26 protein-coding genes are annotated in these 25315 nt (G+C 64.3%); 17 read left to right on the top strand and 9 right to left on the bottom strand.

Annotation, left to right across the window (positions count from 1 at the left end; translation table 11 throughout):
• Positions 1–111 precede the first annotated feature (111 nt).
• The 3 genes from TU80_RS09975 (at position 112) to TU80_RS09965 (ending at position 2627) form a co-directional block, all read left to right on the top strand.
• Entirely contained in the window at positions 112–711 is a 600-nt protein-coding gene (locus tag TU80_RS09975) for a TetR/AcrR family transcriptional regulator (protein ID WP_057004386.1), read from the top strand.
• A gap of 26 nt (positions 712–737) precedes the next feature.
• Positions 738–1415, top strand: a complete 678-nt coding sequence (locus tag TU80_RS09970) for a type 1 glutamine amidotransferase domain-containing protein (protein ID WP_057004385.1) — start codon at positions 738–740, stop codon at positions 1413–1415.
• A gap of 87 nt (positions 1416–1502) precedes the next feature.
• Entirely contained in the window at positions 1503–2627 is a 1125-nt protein-coding gene (locus tag TU80_RS09965) for an alkene reductase (protein WP_057004384.1), read from the top strand.
• 59 nt (positions 2628–2686) lie between these two features.
• On the opposite strand, the gene TU80_RS09960 is transcribed toward TU80_RS09965, so the two are convergent.
• Positions 2687–3685, bottom strand: a complete 999-nt coding sequence (locus TU80_RS09960; protein WP_057004383.1) for an NAD(P)H-quinone oxidoreductase — start codon at positions 3683–3685, stop codon at positions 2687–2689.
• Positions 3682–4914 (bottom strand): YbfB/YjiJ family MFS transporter, encoded by a 1233-nt coding sequence (locus TU80_RS09955; RefSeq protein WP_057004382.1) that lies wholly within the window; start codon positions 4912–4914, stop codon positions 3682–3684. Before TU80_RS09955 ends, TU80_RS09960 begins: the two co-directional genes overlap by 4 nt.
• A gap of 111 nt (positions 4915–5025) precedes the next feature.
• Here TU80_RS09955 and TU80_RS09950 point away from each other — a divergent pair, with 111 nt between their 5' ends.
• Entirely contained in the window at positions 5026–5901 is an 876-nt protein-coding gene (locus TU80_RS09950) for a LysR family transcriptional regulator (protein ID WP_057004381.1), read from the top strand.
• 77 nt (positions 5902–5978) lie between these two features.
• A complete protein-coding gene (locus TU80_RS09945) occupies positions 5979–6365 on the top strand; it encodes a DoxX family protein (protein WP_026139987.1) in 387 nt (128 codons plus the stop codon).
• A 54-nt stretch (positions 6366–6419) separates the two neighbouring features.
• Here TU80_RS09945 and TU80_RS09940 read toward each other — a convergent pair whose 3' ends face one another.
• The 4 genes from TU80_RS09940 to TU80_RS09925 form a co-directional block, all read right to left on the bottom strand.
• Positions 6420–7238 (bottom strand): alpha/beta fold hydrolase, encoded by an 819-nt coding sequence (locus TU80_RS09940; RefSeq protein ID WP_057004380.1) that lies wholly within the window; start codon positions 7236–7238, stop codon positions 6420–6422.
• 90 nt (positions 7239–7328) lie between these two features.
• On the bottom strand, positions 7329–8720 hold the full coding sequence (locus tag TU80_RS09935; RefSeq protein ID WP_026139986.1) for an alginate export family protein: 1392 nt from the start codon (positions 8718–8720) through the stop codon (positions 7329–7331).
• A 10-nt stretch (positions 8721–8730) separates the two neighbouring features.
• Positions 8731–9627, bottom strand: coding sequence for a hypothetical protein (locus TU80_RS09930; RefSeq protein WP_057004379.1), 897 nt, complete (start codon positions 9625–9627; stop codon positions 8731–8733).
• 111 nt (positions 9628–9738) lie between these two features.
• A complete protein-coding gene (locus TU80_RS09925; protein ID WP_046383038.1) occupies positions 9739–10050 on the bottom strand; it encodes a hypothetical protein in 312 nt (103 codons plus the stop codon).
• A gap of 216 nt (positions 10051–10266) precedes the next feature.
• Between TU80_RS09925 and TU80_RS09920 the strand changes: the two genes are divergently transcribed.
• The 3 genes from TU80_RS09920 to TU80_RS09910 are packed head-to-tail and all read left to right on the top strand — an operon-like array spanning position 10267 to position 12417.
• Positions 10267–10911: a secretin and TonB N-terminal domain-containing protein gene (locus TU80_RS09920; RefSeq protein ID WP_046385246.1), complete on the top strand. Its 645-nt coding sequence runs from the start codon at positions 10267–10269 to the stop codon at positions 10909–10911.
• The gene (locus TU80_RS09915) at positions 10908–11453 is read left to right on the top strand and encodes an RNA polymerase sigma factor (RefSeq protein ID WP_017846682.1); all 546 of its coding nucleotides are present in this window, start codon (positions 10908–10910) and stop codon (positions 11451–11453) included. Before TU80_RS09920 ends, TU80_RS09915 begins: the two co-directional genes overlap by 4 nt.
• Before the next feature lie 37 nt (positions 11454–11490).
• Positions 11491–12417, top strand: coding sequence for a FecR family protein (locus TU80_RS09910; protein ID WP_057004378.1), 927 nt, complete (start codon positions 11491–11493; stop codon positions 12415–12417).
• Between the two features lie 706 nt (positions 12418–13123).
• Here TU80_RS09910 and TU80_RS09905 read toward each other — a convergent pair.
• Positions 13124–13735, bottom strand: a complete 612-nt coding sequence (locus tag TU80_RS09905) for a type II secretion system protein GspJ (protein WP_046383039.1) — start codon at positions 13733–13735, stop codon at positions 13124–13126.
• Positions 13732–14184: a type II secretion system minor pseudopilin GspH gene (gene gspH, locus TU80_RS09900; protein ID WP_057004377.1), complete on the bottom strand. Its 453-nt coding sequence runs from the start codon at positions 14182–14184 to the stop codon at positions 13732–13734. The genes TU80_RS09905 and gspH overlap by 4 nt, the downstream gene beginning before the upstream one ends.
• Positions 14185–14276: 92 nt before the next feature.
• On the opposite strand from gspH, the gene TU80_RS09895 reads away from it, so the two are divergent.
• Positions 14277–14708, top strand: a complete 432-nt coding sequence (locus tag TU80_RS09895) for a type II secretion system protein N (protein WP_046489241.1) — start codon at positions 14277–14279, stop codon at positions 14706–14708.
• Here the strand turns inward: TU80_RS09895 and gspI are convergent.
• Positions 14695–15081: a type II secretion system minor pseudopilin GspI gene (gspI, locus tag TU80_RS09890; RefSeq protein ID WP_017849134.1), complete on the bottom strand. Its 387-nt coding sequence runs from the start codon at positions 15079–15081 to the stop codon at positions 14695–14697. The genes TU80_RS09895 and gspI overlap by 14 nt on opposite strands.
• Before the next feature lie 148 nt (positions 15082–15229).
• On the opposite strand from gspI, the gene gspG reads away from it, so the two are divergent.
• The 8 genes from gspG to TU80_RS09850 all read left to right on the top strand — a co-directional run bounded on the left by gspG (position 15230) and on the right by TU80_RS09850 (position 25225).
• Positions 15230–15679: a type II secretion system major pseudopilin GspG gene (gene gspG / locus TU80_RS09885; protein WP_057004376.1), complete on the top strand. Its 450-nt coding sequence runs from the start codon at positions 15230–15232 to the stop codon at positions 15677–15679.
• A gap of 8 nt (positions 15680–15687) precedes the next feature.
• On the top strand, positions 15688–16578 hold the full coding sequence (gene gspK, locus TU80_RS09880) for a type II secretion system minor pseudopilin GspK (RefSeq protein WP_156422906.1): 891 nt from the start codon (positions 15688–15690) through the stop codon (positions 16576–16578).
• The gene (gene gspL / locus TU80_RS09875) at positions 16575–17657 is read left to right on the top strand and encodes a type II secretion system protein GspL (RefSeq protein WP_057004375.1); all 1083 of its coding nucleotides are present in this window, start codon (positions 16575–16577) and stop codon (positions 17655–17657) included. Before gspK ends, gspL begins: the two co-directional genes overlap by 4 nt.
• Positions 17650–18162, top strand: coding sequence for a type II secretion system protein M (gene gspM / locus TU80_RS09870; protein ID WP_057004374.1), 513 nt, complete (start codon positions 17650–17652; stop codon positions 18160–18162). The genes gspL and gspM overlap by 8 nt, the downstream gene beginning before the upstream one ends.
• A complete protein-coding gene (gene gspD, locus TU80_RS09865) occupies positions 18159–20462 on the top strand; it encodes a type II secretion system secretin GspD (protein ID WP_057004373.1) in 2304 nt (767 codons plus the stop codon). The genes gspM and gspD overlap by 4 nt, the downstream gene beginning before the upstream one ends.
• A gap of 501 nt (positions 20463–20963) precedes the next feature.
• Positions 20964–22382: a type II secretion system ATPase GspE gene (gene gspE / locus TU80_RS09860; RefSeq protein ID WP_057004372.1), complete on the top strand. Its 1419-nt coding sequence runs from the start codon at positions 20964–20966 to the stop codon at positions 22380–22382.
• The gene (gene gspF / locus TU80_RS09855; protein ID WP_017849141.1) at positions 22382–23593 is read left to right on the top strand and encodes a type II secretion system inner membrane protein GspF; all 1212 of its coding nucleotides are present in this window, start codon (positions 22382–22384) and stop codon (positions 23591–23593) included. The genes gspE and gspF overlap by 1 nt, the downstream gene beginning before the upstream one ends.
• Before the next feature lie 459 nt (positions 23594–24052).
• Positions 24053–25225, top strand: coding sequence for a substrate-binding domain-containing protein (locus TU80_RS09850; protein ID WP_046383046.1), 1173 nt, complete (start codon positions 24053–24055; stop codon positions 25223–25225).
• Positions 25226–25315: the final 90 nt, after the last annotated feature.

Here is a 25315-nt window from a genome sequence, read left to right as displayed (position 1 = left end):
GGTTCGGCGCATGTCCGCAATCCTTGCGGATATGACATTGTGGGCGCCCGGCCCGGCTCCTAACATTCACCCCATGCACTAGACGACTGGTCTAATCGGACGGAGTGAAGCATGCACAGCGCCAGCAAAAGTCCACGGCAGACCATTCTCGACGCGGCGCAATCGATTGTCGGCGCCAAAGGGTTTTCTGCGGTGGGGTTGAACGAAATCCTGCAAGCCGCCGATGTGCCCAAAGGTTCGTTCTATCACTACTTCCACTCCAAAGATGCATTCGGTGTGGTATTGCTCGACCACTACTTCGATCACTACGTAGAGGGCATGACGCAACTGTTCGAGCAGCCCGGGTTGTCCCCGCGCGCCAAGTTGATGCGCTATTGGCAAGGCTGGATCGACAACCAGACCGGCTGCACCAACGCGGGCAAATGCCTTGCCGTCAAACTCGGTGCGGAAGTGTCAGACCTTTCAGAACCCATGCGCTTGGCCCTGGATCGCGGCACGTCGAGGACCATCGCCTTGCTTGCCGGCGCGATCGGGCGCGGCGTCGAGGACGGTTCGCTGACAGTGGCGCAAGCCCCGCAAAGCCTGGCCCGGAGCCTGTATGCGTTATGGCTGGGGAGCAGCGTCATGAGCAAGATCACCCGTACATCCGCGCCGTTTGATCAGGCGCTGCTGCTGACCCGACAGCTGTTGGGTTGCCCTGACACACACTGACCTTAACCCTATCGAGGCACTGGAACATGAAAGTATTAATGGTACTGACCTCTCACGACCAGCTGGGCGATACCGGGCGCAAGACCGGTTTCTGGCTCGAAGAATTTGCCGCACCGTACTACGTGTTCAAGGACGCCGGCGCCGATGTGGTGCTGGCGTCCCCGGCCGGCGGCCAGCCGCCACTGGACCCGGCGAGCGATCAAGCGGATGCGCAGACCGAACAGACCCGCCGCTTTGCCGCCGACCCGGCCGCGCAGCAGGCCCTGGCCAACACCGTCAAGCTGGACACGATCAACACCGCCGACTTCGACACCGTGTTCTATCCAGGTGGCCACGGCCCACTGTGGGACCTGGCGGAGTCGCCGGTGTCCATCGCCCTGATCGAGGCGTTCGAGCGGGCCGGCAAGCCCATCGGTTTTGTCTGCCACGCACCGGGTGCCTTGCGCCACGTCAAGGCGGTCAATGGTGAGCCGCTGGTCAAGGGCCGTCGCGTCACTGGCTTTTCCAACGCGGAAGAAGCCGCGGTCGGCCTGACCGATGTGGTGCCGTTCCTGATCGAAAACGATTTCAAGGCACTGGGCGGCAAGTATGAGAAGGGCGCCGATTGGCAATCCTTTGTGCTTGAAGACGGTTTGCTGGTCACCGGGCAGAACCCTGCCAGTTCCAGCGCTGTTGCCAAGGCCCTGCTGAAGCTCACCGCATAAGTTAATCAACGGTTTTAAACCTGCATGGATTGGCGGCTCTCAAGAGCCGCCAACGGTTTCGCTCGTCCTGAATTTGGAATCTTTCAAATGACCCACAGTGTTTTAAGTACCCCGATAAAACTCGGGCATCGCACCTTGGCCAACCGCGTCGTCCTGCCACCGCTGACGCGTCAACGCAGCGCGCAACCCGGCGATGTCGCCACCGAGCTGATGGCCGAGTATTACCGTCAACGCGCCTCGGCCGGTTTCATGGTCAGCGAGGGCACCCAGATCGAGCCGCGTGGCCAGGGTTACGCCTGGACGCCGGGCATCTACACCCCGGCGCAGATCGACGGTTGGCGCACCGTCACCGACGCGGTGCATGCCGAAGGCGGGGTGATCTTCGCCCAGCTCTGGCATGTGGGCCGGGTGTCCCACAATGCGTTGCAGCCTGACGGCGCCGCGCCCGTCGCACCGTCCGCGCTGCAGGCGGAACAGGCGAAGGCGTTCATCGCCACCGGGCCTGGCCAGGGTGAACTGGTCCAACCGCCCGTGCCCCGGGCCTTGACCACCCTTGAGGTCAAGGCATTGGTCGGGCACTACGCACAGGCGGCACGCAATGCGTTGGACGCCGGGTTTGACGGGGTGGAGATCCATGCGGCCAACGGTTACCTGGTCAACCAGTTCATCTCGGCCCACGCCAACCAGCGCGACGACGAGTACGGTGGTTCGCTGCACAACCGTCTGCGTTTTTTGCGGGAGATTGTCGAGGCTGTGAGCCAGGTGGTCTGCCCGCAGCGCCTGGGCGTGCGCTTTTCGCCGTTGTTCAGCGGCACCGATCAGGACCGCGTGTACATCGGCCTGGTGGAAGACGACCCGCACCACACCTACCTGGAAGCGATCAAGGTGCTGCAAGCGGCGGGCATCGCCTATGTCTCGATTGCCGAAGCCGACTGGGACAACGCCCCCGACCTGCCCGACACGTTCCGTCAGGCCGTGCGTGACACCTTTACCGGGCGGATTATCTACGCCGGGCGTTACACCGCCGAGCGCGGTGCGCGGTTGGTCGACGCGGGGTTGGCCGACCTGATTGCGTTCGGGCGGCCCTTCATTGCCAACCCGGACTTACCGCAACGGCTCTTCAATGGCTGGCCGTTGAATCCGCTGCGGGCGGAGGGGATGTATGGTGGCAATGAAGTGGGCTATATCGATTACCCGGTGCATGCCCAATAGGTCATTTCTTGTGCGAGCTGTCGGGCCCTGCCAAGGCCCGACAGTGACGGCATCAGGCGTCACGCCACCTGCAACACAATCTTGCCGATATGATCCCCACCTTCCATCCGGGCATGGGCCTGGGCGGCGTCGGTGTAGGCGTAGACCTTGTCGATGATCGGCAGGCAACGCCCGGCGGCCAGCACAGGCCATACCTGTTCGCGCAGCTGTTCGGCGATCATGGCCTTTTCCTCGCGGGTGCGGGGGCGCAACAGTGAACCGGTTATCACCGCGCGTTTGCCGAGGATGGTCAGCAGGTCGACGTCATGCGCCTTGCCGCCGCCGAGAAAGCCGAGCATGACCAGGTGACCGTCCATGGCCAGGGCCTTGAGGTTATTGTTCAGGTACGAGGCCCCCATGATGTCGAGGATTACATCAACCCCCTGATCGGCGGTCTTCTGCGCGATGACGTCGGCGAAGTCCTGCTCGCGGTAGTTGATCGGTTCGGCGCCCAGCTTGGCGATGGCGGCGCATTTGTCGGCGCTGCCGGCGGTGGCGAAGGCCTCGATACCGAATTCGCGGCAGAGCATCAGCGCGGTGGTGCCGATGCCACTGGTGCCGCCGTGGATCAACACGCGCTGGCCTTTATGCGCGCCAGCGAGGCCGAACAGGTTGGACCACACGGTGAAGAACGTTTCCGGCACGGCGGCGGCTTGAATCCAGTCCATGCCCTCGGGGATCGGCAACGCCTGGCTGGCGGGCACCGCGCAAAACTGGGCATAGCCGCCGCCATTGGTCAGGGCACACACCTTGTCGCCAATGGCGTATGCGCTGACGCCGTCGCCGAGCGCCACCACTTCACCGGCCACTTCCAGCCCCGGAATCAGGCTCATGCCGGGTTTCAGCGGGTACTTGCCGGCGCGTTGCAAGGCGTCCGGGCGATTGACCCCGGCCGCCTGCACACGGATCAGGATCTCGCCGGGGCCCGCCACCGGTACGGCGACCCGCCGCGGTTGCAGGACGTCGGGGCCGCCGGGCTGGGTGATTTCGATCAGGGTCATTTCGTGCGGGAGCGTCATTCGAGAGTTCCTGTGGCGATGAGCGTATGGGTTGGGACCGCCTCTGACGGGCGGCGGTTCAGCAGGATCATGCCCAGTTCCAGCAGCAGCGCGACCACGATGGCCCCGGCCGCGATCATGAACAACAGGGCATGCTGGCCGCCGCTGCCGTTGAACAGCGCCGAGTAGGCAAAGCCTGCCAGCGCCTGGAACGTGGCGAAAGATACCGTAGCGCGGCTCCAGGCGAGCTGTTGATGGTGATGGTTGGGCACCAGCTCATGAACCCGCGCCAATGCCAGCGGCACGATACCCGGCGGGAACGAACCGAGGATCACCGCCAGCAGCGCCAACGCGGTGAACGAACTGGAGATCGGCAGCAGGCCGACCGCAATCGCCTGCACCGCCAGCACCAGGCGGATGCTCAGGCGCGCACCGAGCTTGTCGGCGAGAAATCCATACGTGACCGGGCCGACAATCGCCCCCAGGCCGTACATAACCCAGATCATCGCCCCGACGTGCGGCCCGGCCCCCAGGCCACGGGCGACGTAGTCCACCAGGAACACCATGGCTGGCACCAGCCCGGCGGCCATGAACGCGTATTGCCCAAACAGCAGGTATACGCCCGGCGGGGTCGCGACGGATGCGTTGGCTTGCGGTGCCGCTTCATGCAGGGTGCCCGAAGGCCAGCCGAACCAGCTCGCTGCCGTCAATACCAGCGCCAACAGGCCCAGGCCGAACCACGTCTGTTGCAAACCCAGGCTCAACAACGGCGGCACAATCGTCCCGGAGCCTGCAATGCCCAGGCCGATGCCGAGGAAGATCGCGCCGCTGGCCAGGCCCCGACGCGCCGCGGGTACGTGGGGCAACACCGTCGCCGCCACCAGCACCATGATCGCGCCCCCGGCGATGCCCGACAGCAGGCGCCAGGCGAAGAACCAGAGCAACGACAAGGGAAAGCCACAGGCAAAGAACGCCAGGGTCACGGCCACCATCATCAGCCGCAAGGCGGCCGTGTTCGAGGTGCGCCGGGCGAGGGGCCGTCCGATCAGTGCGCCGACCAGGTAGCCCACCAGGTTGGCGGCGCCGAGGTACACCACGTCACTGGCGGCAAACCAGTGAGCCTGGATCAGCGAGGGGATCAGCGGGGTATAGGCGAAGCGCGCCAGGCCGATGCTGACCAGGCTGGCGCACAGGCCGGCGAAGATCGGTAACCACAGTGCGCGGCGGGGCGGGGTGTGAGTGTCGGGCATGACGGCGGTCCTGAGGGTTTTCTCTGGCGCTCAGCATAGCCCCGTTGCATGATGCAATAACGCTGCGAGTATGCGGCGCATCGATGCATATATGCAGCATAAGGAGAGGGCATGAATTGGGACGATGCACGGGTCTTCCTGGCGGTGTGCCGCGAGTCGACCTTACGTGGCGCGGCGCGGGTGCTGGGGGTCGACCAGGCCACCGTCGGCCGACGGATCAACGCGCTGGAAAAGTCCTTGAGCGCCACCCTGTTCCTGCGCACCTCCGAAGGCTACGCGCTGACCGCCGTCGGCGAAGCCGCCCTGCGCAGCGTGGAAAAAATGGAGCGCTCGGCCCTCGAGCTGGAGCGCCAGATACAAGGCTTGGACGAACGCCTGACCGGCACCGTGCGGGTCAGTACCACCGACTCGTTGGCCATCGATTTCCTGATCCCGGCGATTGCCCGCTTGCACGAGCAGCACCCCGACGTGCGCGTGCATCTGGACGCGTCCACCCAGTTTCTCAGCCTGGCCAAGCGCGAAACCGACATCGCCGTGCGTAACATGCGCCCGGACAGCCCTGACCTGATCGCGCGGCGTATCGCACGTTGGCCGGTTGGGTTGTTTGCCTCCCAGGCTTATATCGACCGCCACGGCGCACCGGAGCCCGGCAGCCTGTTCGAAGGCCATGATCTGGTGGTGTACCACGCCTATCTGCAGAGCCAGAAGGACATGACCCTGGTCTGCGAACCCCTGGGCCGCGGCCGCATCGCGGCCACCCTGAGCTCCGGCCTGCTGGTGCGCCGTTCCATTGCCGCCGGCATCGGTATCGGTGAAATGCCGGTGTGTACCGGCGAACGCGACGGGCTGGTGCGTCTCTGGCCGGAGCGCACTCGGCCGATGCCTTACGACGTCTGGCTGGTGACCCACGCCGACCTGCGCCACACCGCGCGGGTGCGGGTGGTGATCGATGAAATCGTCGCGGGGTTTGCCGGCACCGGGGACTGAGGTCAGCACACGCTTGCAAGCTCGCCGGCATCTTTGCGCACACAATCGGCGGCAGTCATCTCACGGACAGGTCGCTTATGAACGAATCAAGAAATCAGGATGTGGGTCTGCTGTTTCTGCGGGTCAGCGGCGCACTGTTTCTGTGTTGGGTGCATGGCATGCCCAAACTGCTCAATTACAGCGAGCAATTGAAACTGATCGAAGACCCGTTTCACCTCGGCGCTCACGTTACGTTGCTGCTGGCGATTGGCGCCGAAGTGCTGTGCCCGCTGTTGATCATCGCCGGGGTGCTGGTGCGCCTGGCCTGCCTGCCGATCCTCGCGGTGCTGTTGATCGCGATGCTGGTGGTGCACCCGGAGTGGACGTTGCTGGAAGGGCAGTTCGGCTGGCTGCTGTTGATCATTTTCACCAGCGTGCTGATCGCCGGGCCGGGTCGCTTCACCCTCGGTCAGCGTTTTGCCTGAGCAAAAAAAGGCCGGGCAAGCCCGGCCAAATAAGGAGAGCGGGGTCTAAGCGGTTCAGCGGTTCAGGAACGCCAGCAGGTCTTCGTTCAATGCCTGGGCGTGGGTCACTGCAAACCCGTGCGGCGCGTCTTTGTAGACCTTCAGCTCGGCACCCTTGATCATCTCGGCCGCTACCTTGCCGGTGGTTTCGAACGGTACGATCTGGTCGCCATCGCCGTGGATCACCAGGGTCGGCACGTCGATCTTGGCCATGTCCGGGCGGAAGTCGGTCTCGGAGAAGGCGGTGACGCAATCCACGGTCGACTTGAGCGATGCCAGCAGGGCGATCTGCAGGGTTTGCGTCAGTACGCCGGCGGAGACTTTCTGACCTTTGTTGATGCCGAAGAACGGCAGGTTGAAATCAGCAATGAACTGCGCCCGATCCTTCAGCAGGCCGGCCTTGATACCGTCGAACACATCGGTGGGCACACCCTGCGGGTAGTCCGGTTTCTGACCGAACAGCGGCGTCACCGCGCCCAGCAGCACCAGGCCGGTGACACGGGCACTGCCGTGGCGGGCGATGTAGCGCGCGACGTCGCCGCCACCCATGGAAAAGCCGACCAGGGTTACGTCCTTGAGGTCCAGGTGTTCGATCAGTTGGGCGATATCGTCGGCAAAGGTGTTGTAGTCGTTACCGCTCCACGGCTGATCCGAGCGCCCGAAACCCCGGCGGTCAAACGCAATGGTGCGAAAGCCGCGGCTGCTCAGGTATTCCATCTGGTATTCCCACATGTCGGCATCCAGCGGCCAGCCATGGCTGAACAACACGGGTTTACCGCTGCCCCAGTCCTTGAAGTAGATCTGGGTACCGTCTTTGGCAACGAATGTGCTCATGGAAAACTCCTTGGTTGAGGAACGAAAAACGTCAGGATCACTATTGCCCCAAACCGGGCAACGGGCTTGTATGGGTGTGCTTGCTTGGGTTCACCAACTGAACTTGAGCTCTACCCCCAAATAATTACTGTCGTCGCCTCCGGCATCGCGCAAGGTCCGGCCGACTGCGTAATGCACCGCTTCAACCGCGCCGCTGAGGTTTGGCGTAAATACATAGTCGGTACGCAGTTGAGCGTAAGCGCCGGTCCAGCGATCACCCTGGCCTGCGGTGCCGGCGACCGGCAAGTTCGGCTGGGTGTAGACCGCGTCGCTGGTGGTCTGCCGCCAGAGCAGGCCGACGGCGGTCTGCACGCTCAGCTTGTCGACAGGCTGAACGGTGATCGAGGGCTTGACGTGAATCAGGTTGCTGTAGCCCGTATAGCCCGCCAGGGAAAAATAGTAGCCGTTGGGAAACAGCGGGTTGAAAGTGCCGAGGGTGCCGTCGCCGGCTTTACGGTCGCCCGAGGCAATATCCAATTGCAGGCCGATGCGTGGTTTCCACGCCAGGCTATCGAAGGTGTATCCGGTGCGGCTGCCGCCGGCCCAGGCGCGAATGTCCTTGTGGCCTACCGAGCCGCTTTGCAGCATGGCTTCGATGTCCCAGTCGAAACCCTGGGCCGCCCCGCCCAGGCGTGCGTCGACGAAATGCCGGGTTTCATCGCCGTCCGCATCCAGATAGTGCGCGGCGCTGCGCTCATACACGCCGTAGTAGGCTGACAGTTCATTCTTGCCGCCTACCAGTCGCTCGACCCGCAGCATATGAAAGCGCGCATCGCTGTTGGATGTGTCGTCGAAGTGCCGCCCGTCCTGATACTGCACCGGCTGGCTGGCGATGCCGATAAAGCGCCACTGACGGGTCTCCCAGTCGGCCCACAGCGCATCAAAGGATTGCCGCACATTCGGGCCGTCCCGCGACGAGATGAAACGCTGCAAGTCAAAGGCAAAGTCCTGGCGGCCGATACGGCTCTTGAAGGTGCCGGCGTCGAAGGTGTTGATGTATTCGGCGAAGGCCAGGCGCAGGTCCACGCGGTTCTGATCGGCGCCGCCGATCGTGGTCTTGTCGTAGGCCCGCACATCTTCGAGTTGGGTGAACACACGCCAGTTTTCATTCAAGTGCAGGTCAGCATGGACCTGGAAGCGTTGGAGCAAGTAGCTATCACGGGCCACATTGTGTACGCCAAAACCGCTGGCATCGTTCATCTCGAAGCGCTCGCGCAATGTTGCGCCGAGGGACAGGTAGGTGAATGGGTTGGCGCTGGACAGCGGGAGGTACTTCAAGCTGTCCAGTGGCTGCGTGCGCAGCGCCGGATCGCTGAGTACGGACCAGTCTTCCTGCCAGCGGTTGGTCTTGATCGCCGGTCGCGTGGCCAACTCGTCTGCATGGCCACTGCTGGCGAGCAGCGGCCACAGCACAGCCAGGCCCCAGCCGGTGCGTCGAGTCATTGGCATGGGCTCAGTGCACCGTATTGAGCTGGTGAATTTCCGCGATATAGCCGCCCGGGAATTCAACCAGCGCGCTGCGCCGGTTTTTACTGGTGAAGGCCGGCACCAGCACTTTGGCACCCGAGCCGGTGGCTTTACCGAGCGTGGCGGTCAGGTCCGCCACTTGGTAGCCGGTGGTTTCATGCCCAAACGGGTAGGGCAGTTGGCCGTTAGTGACCAGCACCGTCATGCGTCCGAACGGCGATTCGATCTCGACGCGCCGGTAGGTGCCGCTGACCTGGCCCACGTCGACCGCGGATGCGTGCTTGTCATCGGCCAACACCTTGCCATGGGAGAAGCCCAGGAACGACCGGATGAACGTGTCGGCCCGATCGGCGGAGAGGTAAACGCGGTTTTCCGGTAGGGTCTGGAACGCCGCGTAGTCTGGGGTCTTGGTGTGCCAGTAGAGTTGCATGTTCACACCACCTGGCCATTGGATCACCGCGTCCCGGCCAATCGGGTCGGGAAAATCGCTGACGATCACCGCCGCACCGTTGTCCCGGGCGGCTTTGAGCGCTGCGTCCATGTCCTTGACCAGATAGCCGTTGCGCTCCTGGCCGAACGGATGCGGGATGGGGGTGGTGAAGCCAAACAGCGACACCGTGCCTGCTGGCGTCTGCAGCAACTGCGAGGTGGTGCTGCTGGGCACCGGCAGCACATTCACCACCACCTGGGGCGTGCTCCTGCCGCCGAAAGTGGCGAGGAAGCTCTGGGTGAAACGGTCCACATCGGCCGGGGCGACGTACACATGGCTCGTGTCATATTGCGGTGCCACGGCGACCGCTGGCGTCGCCGCAAAGGCGCAGTTCATCATGGCGCCGGTCAACAGCGTCAATGCCAGCGATACCGTTCTCACTTTTTTGTACATGCCTACTCTCCCGCCTTTTTGGAAAGTCAGGAGATTAGGGGGTAGGGCAGCCAAGCGAATTGTATGGGCGTGCTCGGTTGAGCGGTTCAGCCTTGATGGCCTGTCAGAGGTTCAAGGCCGTTGCGGTTTGACCGACGTCCCGAACGTATTGCCCATGCGAATGCTGGTCGCCGCCGGGGTGGACAGTCCCACCTGATTCGGCGGCCGCTTCTGCACCGGTACGTTCTGCGCCTCGCGGTTTTTCTGCGCCGCCTTGGCCGCGTCCGCGTTGTTGCCCATCTGCTGGCCCAGGCAGCCATAGTCGGGAGCCTTATAGCCATCCACCGTCACCTCGGTGCAGCCTTTGGCGGCGGTTTCGGCGTGGGCGAGCAGGGGCAGCGCGGTACACAGCAACAGGCTGGCGAGGGTGGGGAGTCGCTTCATGGGGCCTCCTGGCGGGCCTGGGGAATTGGGCCGATAAGGCTTGAAAGTGTAGTGCAGCGGGTTTCCCATCACCGTGATGTTTTTTTTGCTATCACCGTAACATCAGGTTCATAAACTGGCCTCAGGATGACGGTTTTCAAGGACACGTCGGCCGTGCAGCGATGCAGAGCGGGGGGTGAACAGTGGGGCTTGCGGCGCGCCATCGGTGCCCTGGCCTTGCTGTTGCTGCTGGCGCTGGGTACCCCGGCGAGGGCAGAGCCGCCGCTGTTGATACTGGACCTGCCGGCACAAGATCTGGAACACGCACTGCAAGCGTACAGCCGCGCCACTGGCATGGCGGTGCTGGTCGACCGTGAACTGACGCGGGGCCGGCGCTCCATCAGCGTGCGCGGGCGCTTCACGGCGCAGGAGGCTTTGGCGATGTTGCTGACGGGGAGTGGCCTGATGGCGCGCTATGCACGCAGTGACGCGTTCACCTTGCAACTGCCCGAGGTCAGCCAACCCCCTGCCACCCGTGGTGCATCGGCACGCAACGCAGCACGGATCAACAACAGCTATGCCGCGGCGTTGCAACAGGCGATCGAAACCAGCCTGTGCCGTTCGCCGTTGACCCACCCCGGCAGCTTCAGAGCGCTGGTGCAGGTCTGGGTCAGCCCTCAGGGGTTGATCGAATACAGCCGGTTGGTCAGTTCCACCGGCGATGAACAACGCGATGAAGCCCTGGTGCGCAGCCTGGGCGCTGCCCGGGTCGAACGCCCGGCGCCGAGCTCGCTGCGCCAGCCGGTGACTTTACTTTTGATGCCCGACACAACAGGAACGCGCATGGAATGCACAGCAGGGAAAGGAGCCTGGGGCGGATGAAAGATTCCGGGCACAGCACGATGGTCAGCCTGTTCCTGGCGTCCTACGAGGAGTTCAAGGTGCGTCTGCGCAAGCGCCTGGGCTCGGAGGACCTGGCCAACGATGTGCTGCACGAAACCTACCTGCGCGTCGATCGCATGGACATGCCGCCGAACCTGGCGCAGCCCAATGCCTACCTGTACCGCATGGCCTTGAACATCGCCGCCGATCGCCGCGAAGCCGACGCCCGGCTGTTGACCGGCAGCGAAGTCGAAGAGCTGCTGCAAAGCGCCGATGAAGCCCAGGACCCCTCGCGGGTAGTGGGCGGGCAGAAAGAAATCCAGTCCCTGGTCAAGGCGCTCTACGAACTGCCGGCGCGCCGTCGCAAGATCCTCATCGCCGCGCGCCTGGAAGAAGCGCCGCACCTGGAAATCTCCCAACGTTTCGGCATTTCCACGCGCATGGTCGAAAAGGAAATCAAGGCCGCCCTGGGCCACTGTGCCAAGCGCCTGGAAAGAAAAGTGATCCAGCGGTTCGGTCCCGGGGCCGGAAAACCGTCTTAGTGTTGAGTCCCTGATAAATCCGTGAGTATTTGCGCGCTTGAACATTTTTAGCCTCTCCACCGCCCGGGCAACCCCCGCCAGCCCATTGCACGATGAAGCCCGCGACTGGCTGCTTCTGCTGACCTCGGGTCGGGCCACCGTAGCCGATGCCAAGGCCCTGAAAGCGTGGTGCGCCCAGAGCCCGGAGCATGCCCAGGCGTTCGAGCAGGCCAAGACGTTATGGCGGCAAGTGGGCACAGCGGCTGAACAGGCGCAGCCCCCGCGCCATTTTGGCCGGCGAGCCTTCCTCGGCGGCGCAATAGCGGCGTCGGCGGCGTTGGTGATGGTGGGCGTCGGCGCCCCGGGTGGGCTGGCCGGCTTGACCGCGGACTATCGCACTGCGGTCGGCGAGCAGCGCCAGGTACTGTTGAGCGACGGCGTGAGCCTGGAACTCAATACCCAGACGCGCATCAGCCGGGTGGGGCAGGGGATCGAATTGCTCGAAGGCGAAGTCGAAGTGCTCGCCCATGTGGCCCAGCCGCTCAAGGTCCAGGCCGGCGCTGGCTGGGTCAGTGCGGCGCAGGCGCGGTTCAATGTGCGGCATACCGATCGCAACGTGTGCGTCACCTGTATCGAAGGGTGGCTGTCGGTGGATGTCGCCGGACGCACTGTACACATGGAGAGTGGCCGGCAACTCACCTATGGCGCCGCCGGGATCGGCGCGGTGGAGACGGTGGACGCCCAGGCGGTGGTGGCTTGGCGCGAGCAGGTGCTGGTGTTCAACAACGCGACGCTGGCGACGGTGGTGGACGAGATCAATCGCTACCGGCCGGGGATGCTGGTGTTATTGAACAAACAACTGGGCCAGCGCCGGGTGCAGGCGCGGTTCAGTTTGCAGCAGTTGGCGGGGGTGGCGTTGTTGATTCGTGATGCGTATGGGGCGAAGTGTACGGAATTGCCGGGGGGGGTGGTGTTGTTGAGTTAGGTTGACCGGGCATTTTTTTTGGATTGGGTTGGATTGAGTACATATCCGTTATTTAGGTTACGGCGGCTTATGGTTCCGGTCCGTACAAAAAGCCCCAAAGTAACCAAAGGGCTCTTGCCCCACCACTTGGTGCCTCGCCTAAGATCAAAAGCCAAAGCGAGGCGGCCTTATAGCTGACCTGATCCTGGAAGCCGAACCGGGTCAAAAATGTGGGAGGGGGCTTGCCCCCGATAGCAATATGTCAGCCACTACATGCATGACTGACCCACCGCTATCGGGGGCAAGCCCCCTCCCACATTTGGATCTCCATAGATCAGATAGACCTTGCTCTGCTTTTGATCTGCTTTTGATCTTGATCTTAGGCTCCCCGTAAAACCACGCTGGCCGAACGCAGGTATTACGCAGCGGGTAAACCGGCAGGGATGCCGGTTTAGCCGTCCCGGGCCATGGATGGCCCGTGACGGCGGCCCGCGGAGTAATGCCTGCGTTCGGGCACACCGAGCCTAGGCGAGGTGCCGAGTGGTGGGGCAAGAGCCCTTTGGTTACTTTGGGGCTTTTCCAAAGTGACCCGCTGTAAGAGCGGAACCCTAAGCAGCCGTTACCAAAAAAACGGATATGTACTCAACCGCCGCCATTACCGAAAAAACGAATATGCACTCAGCCGCCACCATTACCGAAAAAACGAATATGCCCCCATCACCCACCCCTACCAAAGCGGCCCCACCACCTGCCGATACCGCTCCACCCCCTGCGCCGTCTGCCGCACCAGGCTCACCTCCAGCCCCAGCGGATCTTCCCGCCGATTCCCGCTCAACTGCCGCCAGCCCTTGTCCGCCTCCCAAACCCGCACCTGCAGATCACTGACCCCGGTCAACACCACCACCCCATCCTTAGCCGCCGGCAACGGAAAGCGATCCCGCGCCGGTGCGGCTGCGCGGTACAGGCTGTCGCCCTTGAGCCACCACCGCACCCGTTGCAGCCCATCCGCCGCGACCGGCGCGCTGCGGATCACGTCCAGGCGAAAGCCCTTGCTGTCGGAACTGCGCACCGTCACCGCCGCCAACCCGCTGGGCTTGGTTTTATCGGCTTGCAGAGAAGCCGGCACGCTCAGCTCCACGCTGGCGCGCATGTTGAGATCGCGCTGCAACTGGTTCAGCGCCCGCAACAACGCCTCGGTCTGTTCCGTGCTGGCCTGCAAGTGCTGATCCGCACGGGTCACGCTGTCGAGGCCGCGCCAGGCGATGAGGCTGACCAGCGCCATCAGCATGATCGCCACCATCACCTCAATCAGCGTGAAGCCTTTCTGCGAGGCACTCATGGCTGGCTCACCACGCGCATCAAACCGGCGGCATCACGTTGCAGGCTGAGGCGGTGTTGCCCGTCGGACAGCTCGACCCGCACCGGCGGGTTGATCCATTCGGCGTCGAGCACCAAGGTTTGCCGGGGCTCGATCGTGACCTGCATCGGCGTGCTCTCCCATAGGCGCGGGCGCAGTTGGGCGTCGCCCTGGAATGACTCCACGCCGAGGCCGTCATCGCTGCGACGGTTGAAGCGGAAACCCTTGGCGTCCGCGCGCCAGGTGATCGGCCGCCCATCGGCGCGGGCTTCGGCCTGGGCTACTTGCAGCAACTGACTCAAACGCTCGGCATCCTTGCGCAGCAGGTGCAGCGGGTCGGGCTTGATGGTCAGGCTGATGGCGGCGCTGGCAATGCCGATGATCACCAGCACCACCATCAGTTCGATCAGGGTGAAACCTTGCTGTTTCATGGGGCGGCACCTGGAAAGCTGGCGAGGTTATGAAATAAAAACGTGCGAATTGGCCTGTAGGCTGATGCCACGGACAAACAGGAGGTCCACCCATGGCACTTGCCCTTCGTTTTTCTCCCGCCCTCGGCGTGCAGGCACTGGCCGTGGTTGCCGCGTTGGCCGGCGTGGCGGTCTGGACGCCGTTGCTGCTCACTTCCGCCGAATCCCACACGCCGCCGGTGGCCGCCGAGGTGTTGGCGGCGCGCAGCGATAACCCGGCGTTGCAGTGGTTTTCCACGGCGCCGACGGCATTGCAGGTCAAGGTCTCGGGGGTCTTGGCCGGAGCGCGGGGTGCGGTGGCGATCCTCAGCCTCAACGATGGCCCGCCGCGCAGTTTTCTGCTCGGCGAGCGCCTCAGCCCCGGCGTGCGCTTGACGGCCATCGCGGGTGACGGTGTCGAGATCGAACGCGGCGGCGAGAAGGTGCGCGTGCAGCTCGACACGTTGCCGCAGGCGCCCGCATTGCCACGCCTCACTCGGCCTTGACCTGCGGCCTGGCCAGGGTCGTCGCCAGGCGCGCCAACGGCGGCGCCTCGCGGCTGGCGTCCCGCACCTGCACATCGACCTGCACCAACTGACTGTCGGGGCTGTTGCTGAGGGTCTGCTCGCAACGCAGTTTCAAGCGGCCCTGATCGCACGCGAAGGTCTTCTTACCGCTGCTCAACCGCCCCTCCAACTGCAACTCCGCCAGCCGGCTTTGCGCCGCCAGCATCGCCATCGACTTGTCGCGCAACAGGCCGTTGCTCTGGGTCATCAACCCGGCCACGCGCACGGCCGCGGCCATGGCCACCGCGATGATCGCCAGCGCCACCAGCACTTCAATCAGGGTAAAACCTCGCTCGTTGCGGTGCCTGCGCATGGCGTTCTCAAAGCCTGGAAACAGGTGCGCAGCCTAGCGCTGGCAGTTGACCGATTGGCGACCGAAACTCCCGAGGATTTTCAATACGACTGACATGTGTTCTTGCAACACTGCGCCCCGAAATGCACTCAAGCCAAGGAATGTCGAGATGGATATCGCACGCCTAACATCCCCACTGCCAGGCCCTCGCGGCCAGCGTGGCTTCACCCTGATCGAGATCATGGTGGTGGTGGTCATTCTCGGGATTCTGGCGGCGATGGTGGTGCCCAAGGTACTCGACCGTCCGGACCAGGCGCGGGCCACCGCGGCGAAACAGGACATCGGCGGGTTGATGCAGGCGCTGAAACTCTATCGCCTCGACCACGGCACTTACCCGACGATGAACCAGGGCCTCAAAGTGCTGGTGGAACGCCCGGCGGATGCGAAAAACAGCAACTGGCGCGCCTACCTCGACCGTCTGCCCAATGACCCGTGGGGCCGTCCTTATCACTATCTCAACCCAGGCGCCAACGGCGAGGTCGATGTGTTCTCCCTGGGCGCCGACGGCCAACCGGATGGCGACGGCGTGAATGCCGATATCGGCTCCTGGCAGCTGTAAGGCGCGCGATGAAACGGGATTCGCCCGCAGCGGCGAAGCAGCGCGGCATGGCGATTATCAGCGCGTTACTGATCGCGGCGGTGGTGGCGGTGATCGCTGGCGCCATGCTCACGCGCCAGAGCGTATTCACCCGCAGCGTGGAGGCCGAGCAATTGCGCATTCAGGGTCAGTGGCTGTTGCAAGGTCGCCTGGAACACAGCCGCCTGTTGCTGTGGGAGGCGCGCCAGAAGGACGTGCTGACGCGCCTCGATCAGCCGTGGGCGCGGCCCCAGGGTGGGGCGTTTGAAGGGCGCCTGGAGGACGAGCAGGGCAAGTTCAACCTGCGCAACCTGGTCAATCGCCAGCGGCTGGACGCCGAACAACTGCAAGCTTTCGAGCGCCTGTGCCGCCTGATTGACATCGACCCGGCCGTGAGCCGACGTATCAGCCGGCGAGTGATCGCCTCCTATGATCAACGTACCGACAAGACGCTGCTGCCGGCGCGCTACCCGATGCTGCGCAGCCTGGATGACCTGAGCGGTATCGAAGGGCTCGACCCGCTGCTGCTGCGACGCCTGCAGACCTTCGTCGGCGTGCTGCCCGGCAATACCTGGGTCAACGGCAACACCGCCAGTGCCGAAGTGCTCAGCGCGGTGGTGCCGGAACTCAGCCTGGCCCAGGCCCAGGCATTGGTGGCCGAGCGCGACAGCGGGCACTGGTTTATCAACCGTGGCGATTTCGTCAACCGCCTGCACCTGCCCCAAGTGGCGGTGGACAGCGTGCAGGTGGGCATTACCAGCGAGTGGTTTCGCCTGCAGGGCCAGGTACGCCGTGAACAGCGCCGGGTAACGATCGACGCGTTGTTGCATCGCCCCGAAGACCGCCGGCCCCAGGTGATCTGGTCGCGGGTGGGCGCATGAAACGCCTGCGGATCGGCTTGCCGCCACTCGATCAACTGACGGTCGACAGCCAGGTGCAATTTGCCTGGCTGGAGCGTGGCGCCGTGGTGAGCGAGGGTTGCGAAAGCCTGCAGCAGTTGGGCCGGTCCAAGCCGTCGGTGGAGTGCTTTCTGCACCCCGCCGACAGCCTGTCGACCAGCCTCGAGCTGCCGCCGCTGGCCGCCGCCAAAACCGCCGCCGCCGTGGCCTGTGCCGCACAGGCGTTGATCCTCGGGCCGGTGGAGCAGATGCAGGTGGCCCACGGCCCGCGCGACAGCGATGGGCGCGTGCAGGTGGCCTGGGTGTCCAAGGCCGGGTTGGAGCGCCTGGGCCAGGTGTTGGCGCAGGGCCAGTTCAGGTTGCGCGGCCTGTACCCGGCGCCGTATGCCTTGCCGCTCGGCGCCGCGGCCATGCACGACGGTTATTTGCTGACACGCCATAGCCTGCACCAAGCGGCGGTGCATCCGCTCGGGCAACAGGTGTTGGATCAAGGGCTGGAGGTGCCGCTGGCGCCGGAGGCGCAACGCTGGAGTGGCGCCGTGCCTGGCTGGGGCTTGCACGGCTGCCTCAACCCACCGGCGAGCGGTGGCTGGGGCAGGGCGCTGGCCGCTGTCGCCCTGGCCACTGCCGTCTGGACCCTGGGCCTGAACCTGTACGCCGCGCGCCAGGCGGGCGAAGGCCAGCAGCTCAAGGCGCTGCTGAGTCAGCAGGTGCGCCAGGCCTTCCCCGAATTACCGGTGATCCTCAACCCCTTGCAGCAGGCCCGCCAACAGTTGGCCGCCCGCCAAACCGGCGCCGCCGCCGACCCCGCCCAGCGCTTTGGCAGCCTGCTGCAAGTAGCCGGCAGCAGCCTGCCGTTCATGGTCGGCAACGTCGACAACCTGAGCTTCGAACAGGGCCGCTTGCACGTGGGCTTGCTGGCCGACAGCCGTAGCCCGACGGCGCCGGGCGATGGGCAAGCGGCGCTGGCCCAGGCCGGGTTTAGCGCGACCCGCGATGAGCATGGCTGGACGTTGGGCCCGGTGGAAACCGCCGAAAAACCGGGAGCCGCCGATGAATAAGTGGCGCCGTCTACGCAGCCAGGCCCAGGCGTTCTGGAGCGGCCTGCCCCTGCGCGAACAACGCATGCTCAGCGGCGCCGGCCTGGTGCTGGCAGGTCTGTTGACCTGGCTGGTGCTGATTCAGCCGCCCTTGAAGACGATCGCGTATTGGCAGGCCGAAACCCCCAAGTTGCGCACCCAGGCCGCCACCTTGCACGCGCTGTTGCAGGGTGTCGCGGCGCCGCGGCCCGCCGATGCCGCCACGCTGCAACAGGCCCTGGACAGCGCCGGCCTGCAAGGTCGTTACCAGTTGCAGGCGCTGGATGCCGGCGCCTGGCGCCTGAGCTTCGACAACGCGCCGGCCGATGCGGTGATGGACTGGTTACTGGGCAATCCCCGTTCGTTTTCCCTGGAGGTGTCCGAGGCGCGCTTGCAGCGTAGCGCGGACGCTATCGACAACTCGGCCGGCACTGTGTCCGGGACCGTTCGCATGGATCAGGCGCTTGGCGCTAAGGAAGCTTCATGAAGTGGTCAGTCCCCAACCCTGCGCCTTTTCGCAAGGTCGCGCCGCTGCTGTTACTGGCCTTGAGCGCGTGCAGCAACACCCCGTCGCCGACCAAGCCGTTGCAGGTGGACAGCGAACTCGGCCAGCCCCTGGCCGACACCCGGCGTAGCAGCGAGAGCGTGCTGGAGCGCCAGCGCGAGCCGGCGCCCAAGCCCCGCGTCCAGCACCCGCTGACCAACAGCGCCCGTGGCCACGCGCCGGCTGCGGTCAAGACGCGCAACCCACTGGGCGATCAGCCGGTGCAGTTGAATTTTGTCGATGCCGATATCCAGGCGGTGGTGCGCGCGCTGTCCCGTGCCACCGGCCAGCAGTTTCTGGTCGACCCTCGAGTCAAAGGCAACCTGACCCTGGTCAGCGAAGGCCAGGTGCCGGCGCATCAAGCCTACGACATGCTGCTGGCTGCGCTGCGCATGCAGGGCTTCAGCGTGGTCGACGTCGGCGGCGTGGCCCAGGTGGTGCCGGAGGCCGATGCGAAGTTGCTCGGCGGGCCGATCTACAGCGCCGGCAGCAGCGGCATGCAGACCCGCACCTTTCGCCTGCAATACGAAAACGCGGTGAACCTGATCCCGGTGCTGCGCCCGATCGTGTCGCCGAACAACCCGATCAACGCCTACCCGGGCAACAACAGCATCGTCATCACCGACTACGCGGAAAACCTTGCGCGGGTGGCGCAGATCATCGACGGCATCGACACCCCCAGCGCCATCGACACCGACGTGGTGATGGTGCAGAACGGCATCGCCGTGGACATCGCCGCCATGGTCAGCGAACTCCTGGAAACCCAGGGCGCCGACCAGACCCAGAAGATCAACGTGATCGGTGACCCGCGCTCCAACTCGATCATCATCCGTTCCGGCAGCCCCGAGCGCACCGAGCTGGCGCGCAACCTGATCTACAAACTCGACAATGCCCAGAGCAACCCGAGCAACATGCACGTGGTCTACCTGCGCAACGCCCAGGCCGGCAAGCTGGCGCAGTCGCTGCGCGGCTTGCTCACCGGCGAGAGCGAGTCCGGCGTCAGCGACGAGGCGCGGGGCAAGCTCAGTGCCATGGGCGGCAATGCCCAGAGCACCCAGGGCAACAGCACCGCGCAGAACAGCAGCGGCACGCCCACCGGCAGCGGCGTGCAGGCCGGGTATGGCCAGGACAAACCGGCGACCGGCAGCAGCCCCAGCGATCAGAACACCGCGTTCAGCGCCGGCGGCGTGACGATCCAGGCCGACGCCACCACCAACACCTTGCTGATCTCCGCGCCGGACCCGCTGTACCGCAACCTGCGCGAAGTGATCGACATGCTTGACCAGCGCCGCGCCCAGGTGGTGATCGAAAGCCTGATCGTCGAAGTCAACGAAGACGACGCCAGCGAGTTCGGCGTGCAGTGGCAGGCCGGCAACCTCGGCGGCAAGGGCGGTTTTGGCGGGGTGAACCTGGGGGGCAGCGGGGTGAATGGCACGTCGACCAGCAAGACCAGCATCGATGTGCTGCCCAAGGGCCTGAATATCGGCCTGGTCGATGGCAGCGTCGACATCCCCGGGATCGGCAAGGTGCTCGACCTCAAAGTGCTGGCCCGCGCCTTGAAGAGCAAGGGCGGCACCAACGTGCTGTCGACACCGAACCTGCTGACCCTGGACAACGAAGCCGCGAGCATTTTTGTCGGGCAGACCATTCCGTTCGTCACCGGCAGCTATGTGACGGGCGGCGGCGGCACCAGCAACAACCCGTTCCAGACCGTGCAGCGCGAAGAAGTGGGGCTCAAGCTCAACGTGCGCCCGCAGATTTCCGAAGGCGGCACGGTGAAGCTGGATATCTACCAGGAAGTCAGCAGCGTGGACGCGCGGGCGTCGGTGGACGCGGGCACGGTGACCAACAAGCGGGCGATCGATACCAGCATCCTGCTGGACGACGGGCAGATCATGGTGCTCGGCGGGTTGTTGCAGGACGGCTACAGCCAGAGCAATGACGCGGTGCCGTGGCTGTCGGATATCCCGGGGTTGGGCGCGTTGTTTCGCAATGAAAAGCGCAGTGTGAACAAGACCAACCTGATGGTGTTTTTGCGCCCCTACATCATTCGCGACAGTGGCGCGGGGCGCAGTATCACGTTGAACCGCTATGAGTTCATGCGCCGCGCCCAGGGAGGCTTGCAGCCGGAGCGCAGTTGGGCAATGCCGGATGTGCAGGCACCGCAGTTGCCGTCGGTGGAGAAGGCGATTCCGGGGGCTGGGCCGAGGGCGGTGATCAGGGCGGTGCCGGCTCGTGATTGATATTGAGCGAGTGCAGATCCGGGGCTTCGCTAACGGCGGCTTATGGTTCCGCCCTCACGGCGGGTCACTTTGGAAAAACCCCAAAGTAACCAAAGGGCCCTTGCCCCACCACTCGGCACCTCGCTTGGGCTCGGTGTGCCCGAACGCAGGCTTGCGTGGTTTAAGATCAAAAGCGGCTCGCTTCGCATCGTGTTTACGCGGGGGGGCGGTGTTTTTTCATGGCCTGGATTTGTGCCACAACTCCGCTGCAATCAATGCAGTGCCCAGACGGGTGCAGTCGGATTTGACTGAGAATTCCTGGGCACTCACCGCTTCAAAATGTGGGAGGGGGCTTGCCCCCGATAGCGGTGGTTCAGTTACAGATGAATTGACTGACACACCGCTATCGGGGGCAAGCCCCCTCCCACATTTACAGTGCGCGGCGGCCCGCCGTGAGGGCGGAACCATAAGCCGCCGTTACCGCATCAACGGATATGTACTCAATCCAAAAGGGTCAACCCCATGAGCCTGCTGCCCTACGCCTGGGCCAAATCCCAACGCATCCTCCTGCGTCCCGGCGAGGCCGGCCTGCTGCTGACGGTCTGCCCGTCGACCCCCGGCTGGTCGATCAGCGAAGTGCAACGTCAGTTCGGCCAGAGCCGCCTTGAACAGGTGCGCGACGACGAACTCGACGGCCTGCTCGCCAGCGCCTATGCCGACACCGGCAGCGCCGCTGCGGTGGTCGGTGCCGCCGAAAACGAAGTCGACCTCGACCGCCTGATGCAGGACATGCCCGAGATCACCGACCTGCTCGACACTCAGGACGGCGCGCCGGTGATCCGCATGATCAACGCCTTGCTGACCCAGGCCGCCCGCGATGAGGCCAGTGATATCCATATCGAACCCTACGAAACCCACTCCGTGGTGCGCTACCGCGTCGACGGCACCCTGCGCGACGTGGTCTCGCCGCGCAAGGCGCTGCATGGCGCGCTGGTGTCGCGGATCAAGATCATGGCCCAGCTCGACATCGCCGAAAAACGCCTGCCCCAGGACGGCCGCATCGCCCTGCGCGTGGCCGGGCGGCCGATTGATATCCGCGTGTCGACAGTGCCCACCGGGCATGGCGAGCGCGTAGTGATGCGCTTGCTGGACAAGCAGGCCGGGCGCCTGCAACTGGAGACCCTGGGCATGGAGCCGCAACTGCTGGCGCGCCTCGACACGCTGATCCGCCAGCCCCACGGCATCGTGTTGGTCACCGGGCCCACCGGTAGCGGCAAGACCACCAGCCTCTATGCCGCGCTGGCGCGGCTGGATGCGAGCACCAGCAATATCCTCACTGTCGAAGACCCGGTGGAGTACGACTTGCCGGGCATCAGCCAGATCCAGGTCAACGCCAAGATCGACATGACCTTCGGCCTGGCTTTGCGTGCGATCCTGCGCCAGGACCCGGACATCATCATGATCGGCGAAATCCGCGACCTGGAGACCGCCCAGATCGCCGTGCAAGCCTCGCTCACCGGCCACCTGGTGCTCGCCACCCTGCACACCAACGACGCGGTGTCGGCGGTCAACCGCCTGATCGATATGGGCGTCGAACCGTTCCTGCTGGCGTCTTCACTGTTGGGCGTGTTGGCCCAGCGCCTGGTGCGGCGCCTGTGCCCGCACTGCAAGCAGGCAGACCCGGCCGTGCCGGGCACCTGGCGCCCGGTGGGCTGCGCGCAGTGCAACCAGATCGGCTACAGCGGGCGTACCGGTATCCATGAATTGTTCTGCGTCGACGACGAGGTGCGCAGCCTGATCCACCAGGGCGCCGGCGAGCAGGAGCTGCGTCTGGCGGCACGCCGCGCCGGCATGTTCAGCATGCGTGAAGACGGCGAGCGCTGGGTGCGCAGCGGCACCACCGCGGCCGAAGAAATCCTGCGCGTAACACGGGACGCCTGATGAATCGCTATCGCTATGAAGCCGCCGACGCCAGCGGCAAGGTCGAGGCCGGGCACCTGGAGGCGGACAGCCAGAGCGCGGCGTTTGCCGCGTTGCGCAGCCGTGGCCTGACCGCGCTTCTGGTGCAGGTCGAAGGCAATCAACAGGCCGCGGGCGGCAGCAGCCTGTTCAGCGCCAAGCTGTCGGACAACGACCTGGCCTGGGCCACGCGGCAACTGGCGAGCCTGCTCGGCGCCAGCCTGCCGTTGGAAGCGGCGCTGAGCGCGACGGTGGAACAGGCCGAGAAAAAACACATCGCCCAGACCCTGGCCGCTGTGCGCGCCGATGTGCGCGGCGGCATGCGCCTGGCCGATGCCCTGGCGGCACGGCCACGGGACTTTCCGTCGATCTACCGTGCGCTGATCGCGGCGGGGGAGGAGTCCGGCGACCTGGCTCAGGTGATGGAGCGCCTGGCCGACTACATCGAGGAGCGCAACAACCTGCGCGGCAAGATCCTCACCGCATTCATCTACCCCGGCGTGGTGGGGCTGGTGTCCATCGGCATTGTGATTTTCCTGCTCAGCTACGTGGTGCCCCAGGTGGTCAGCGCGTTCTCCCAGGCGCGCCAGGACCTGCCGGGGCTGACCCTGGCGATGCTCAACGCCAGCGACTTCATCCGCGCCTGGGGGTGGCTGTGTTTTGCCGGGATCGTCGGCAGCTTCTGGGGCTGGCGCCTGTACCTGCGCGACCCGGTGGCGCGCTTGAACTGGCACAGCCGCGTGCTGCGCTTGCCGCTGATCGGGCGCTTTGTGCTGGGCCTGAACACCGCCCGATTTGCCTCGACCCTGGCGATCCTCGGCGGTGCTGGCGTGCCGCTGTTGCGCGCCCTCGAAGCCGCGCGCCAGACCCTGTCCAACGAGCGCCTGAGCCAGTGCGTCAACGACGCCACCGCCAAAGTGCGCGAGGGCGTCAACCTCGCTCCGGCGCTGGCGGTGGAGAAGGTGTTCCCACCGGTGCTGATCCACCTGATCGCCAGCGGTGAAAAAACCGGCTCACTGCCGCCCATGCTCGAACGCGCGGCGCAGACCCTGTCGCGGGACATCGAACGCCGTGCCATGGGCATGACCGCGTTGCTCGAGCCATTGATGATCGTGGTGATGGGCGCGGTGGTGCTGGTGATCGTGATGGCGGTGCTGTTGCCGATCATCGAGATCAACCAACTGGTGACCTGAATGTGGGAGGGGGCTTGCCCCCGATTGCGATGGGTCAGTCTATGCATCTTTGGCTGACACTCCCTCATCGGGGGCAAGCCCCCTCCCACATTGGACCCTACCTGTTCAGTTGATTTTGGGGTGGGCCGATACCGCCAGCCCGCAACCTCGGGTTCATCGTTTCGTCACAGCCAAACCCCTCGCCGCAGCCTACGCCGCCTTGACGAAACCCCCACTGAAACCGCGCTGTCACCTGCCTCCAAACCGCTCAAAACCATGACCAAAACACCCGAGAATCTTTTTAAAAATCAAGCCCTTCCTCCCGAGGTTTTTTCCCTTAGCTGTCATCGGAAGCTGCGAAATTCTCTAGCCATGGCCTCACCCCCAGCCACCCCCGGAACACGGCTTGGGACCGAAGCCATGGCGTCATGCAAGAGCCATCTACCTCAAACGTACAAACACGACGAAAGGAGATTCTTCATGTTTAAGCGCACTATGATCGCGGCCTCTTTGGCAGTTGCAGCACTGGCTTCGGCCCAATCCATGGCCGCAGTGGTCGGTGGCGGGGCCACCTTGCCGGAAAAACTCTACGGCAGCACTGCCACATCGACGACGGCTACCGGCATCCTCTCTGCCAGCATTCCAGGTTTTAGCCCCTACATCGGTGTAGGCAGCGGCGACGGCAAGAAGGCGTTCTTCGGTAACGATTCGACCAAGCTGAAATTGGCCTCGGGTATCACCGTTGACTATGCCGGTAGCGATTCGGTGGTGAGCGCCGCGGAACTGGCTGCTTACAACGCTGATACCGTTAAAGGCCGCGCCGCCTATGGCCCGCTGGTTCAAGTCCCGGCTGAAGCCACTTCGGTGACCGTGCCTTACCACATCGACGGTAAAACCTCGCTGCAGCTCACCAGTGCTCAGTTGGCTGATATCTTCGCCGGCAAGATCACTAACTGGAAAAACGTGCAATTCAACGGGGCTGCCGGCCCAGACCTGCAGATCAAAGTGGTCTACCGTCAGGAAACCAGCGGGACCACCGAGATTTTTACCAACCACCTCAAAGCGGTAAAACCCGCGTCGGTACCGAATGTCAGCAACAGCTTCGTCACCGCCATCGGCTTTGACCCAGCCACCAGCGCTCCGGTCGGTTCAAGCTACCTCGCTGTAACCGGCAGCCAAGGTGTCGCCACCGCGATCACCAATAACAACGGCGCCATCGGTTACGTCAGCCCTGACTACGCAGCGTTCAACAGCGCCGCCGCCGTTGCCTCGGTCAATGGCTTCCTGCCGACTGAAGTGAACGTTCAAGCTTCTCTCGATACTATTGCGCCACCGACCGTCGGTTCCGCCGCCGCCACCGACCCGTTGAACTGGGTCCCCACGTTTGCCAACCCGACTGCGGGCTACCCCATCGTCGGCTACACCAACCTGGTCTTCAGCCAGTGCTACAAAGACACCGCTGACAACACCCGCATCCAGACTTTCCTGAAACGTCACTACACTGGCGTGAACAACGCGGCTATCAGCAGCCACTCGTTCATTCCGTTGTCCACCACCTGGCAGAAAGCGGTCTACGACAACTTCGTTGCCACCACCAGCTCGCTGCGCATCGGCGACACCAACACCTGCAACGGTATCGGTCGTCCGCTGTAACACCCCGTCTCGACAGGGTTGGCCCCACAACCGGCAATGACTTCGCGTCATTGCCGGTTTTGTCGTTGTGCATCGCGACCCGCCAGTTGA

It is taken from the genome of Pseudomonas veronii (assembly GCF_001439695.1).
GTDB classification, from domain to species: Bacteria; Pseudomonadota; Gammaproteobacteria; order Pseudomonadales; family Pseudomonadaceae; genus Aquipseudomonas; species Aquipseudomonas veronii.
This window is presented reverse-complemented; position numbering and strand designations above follow the sequence as displayed.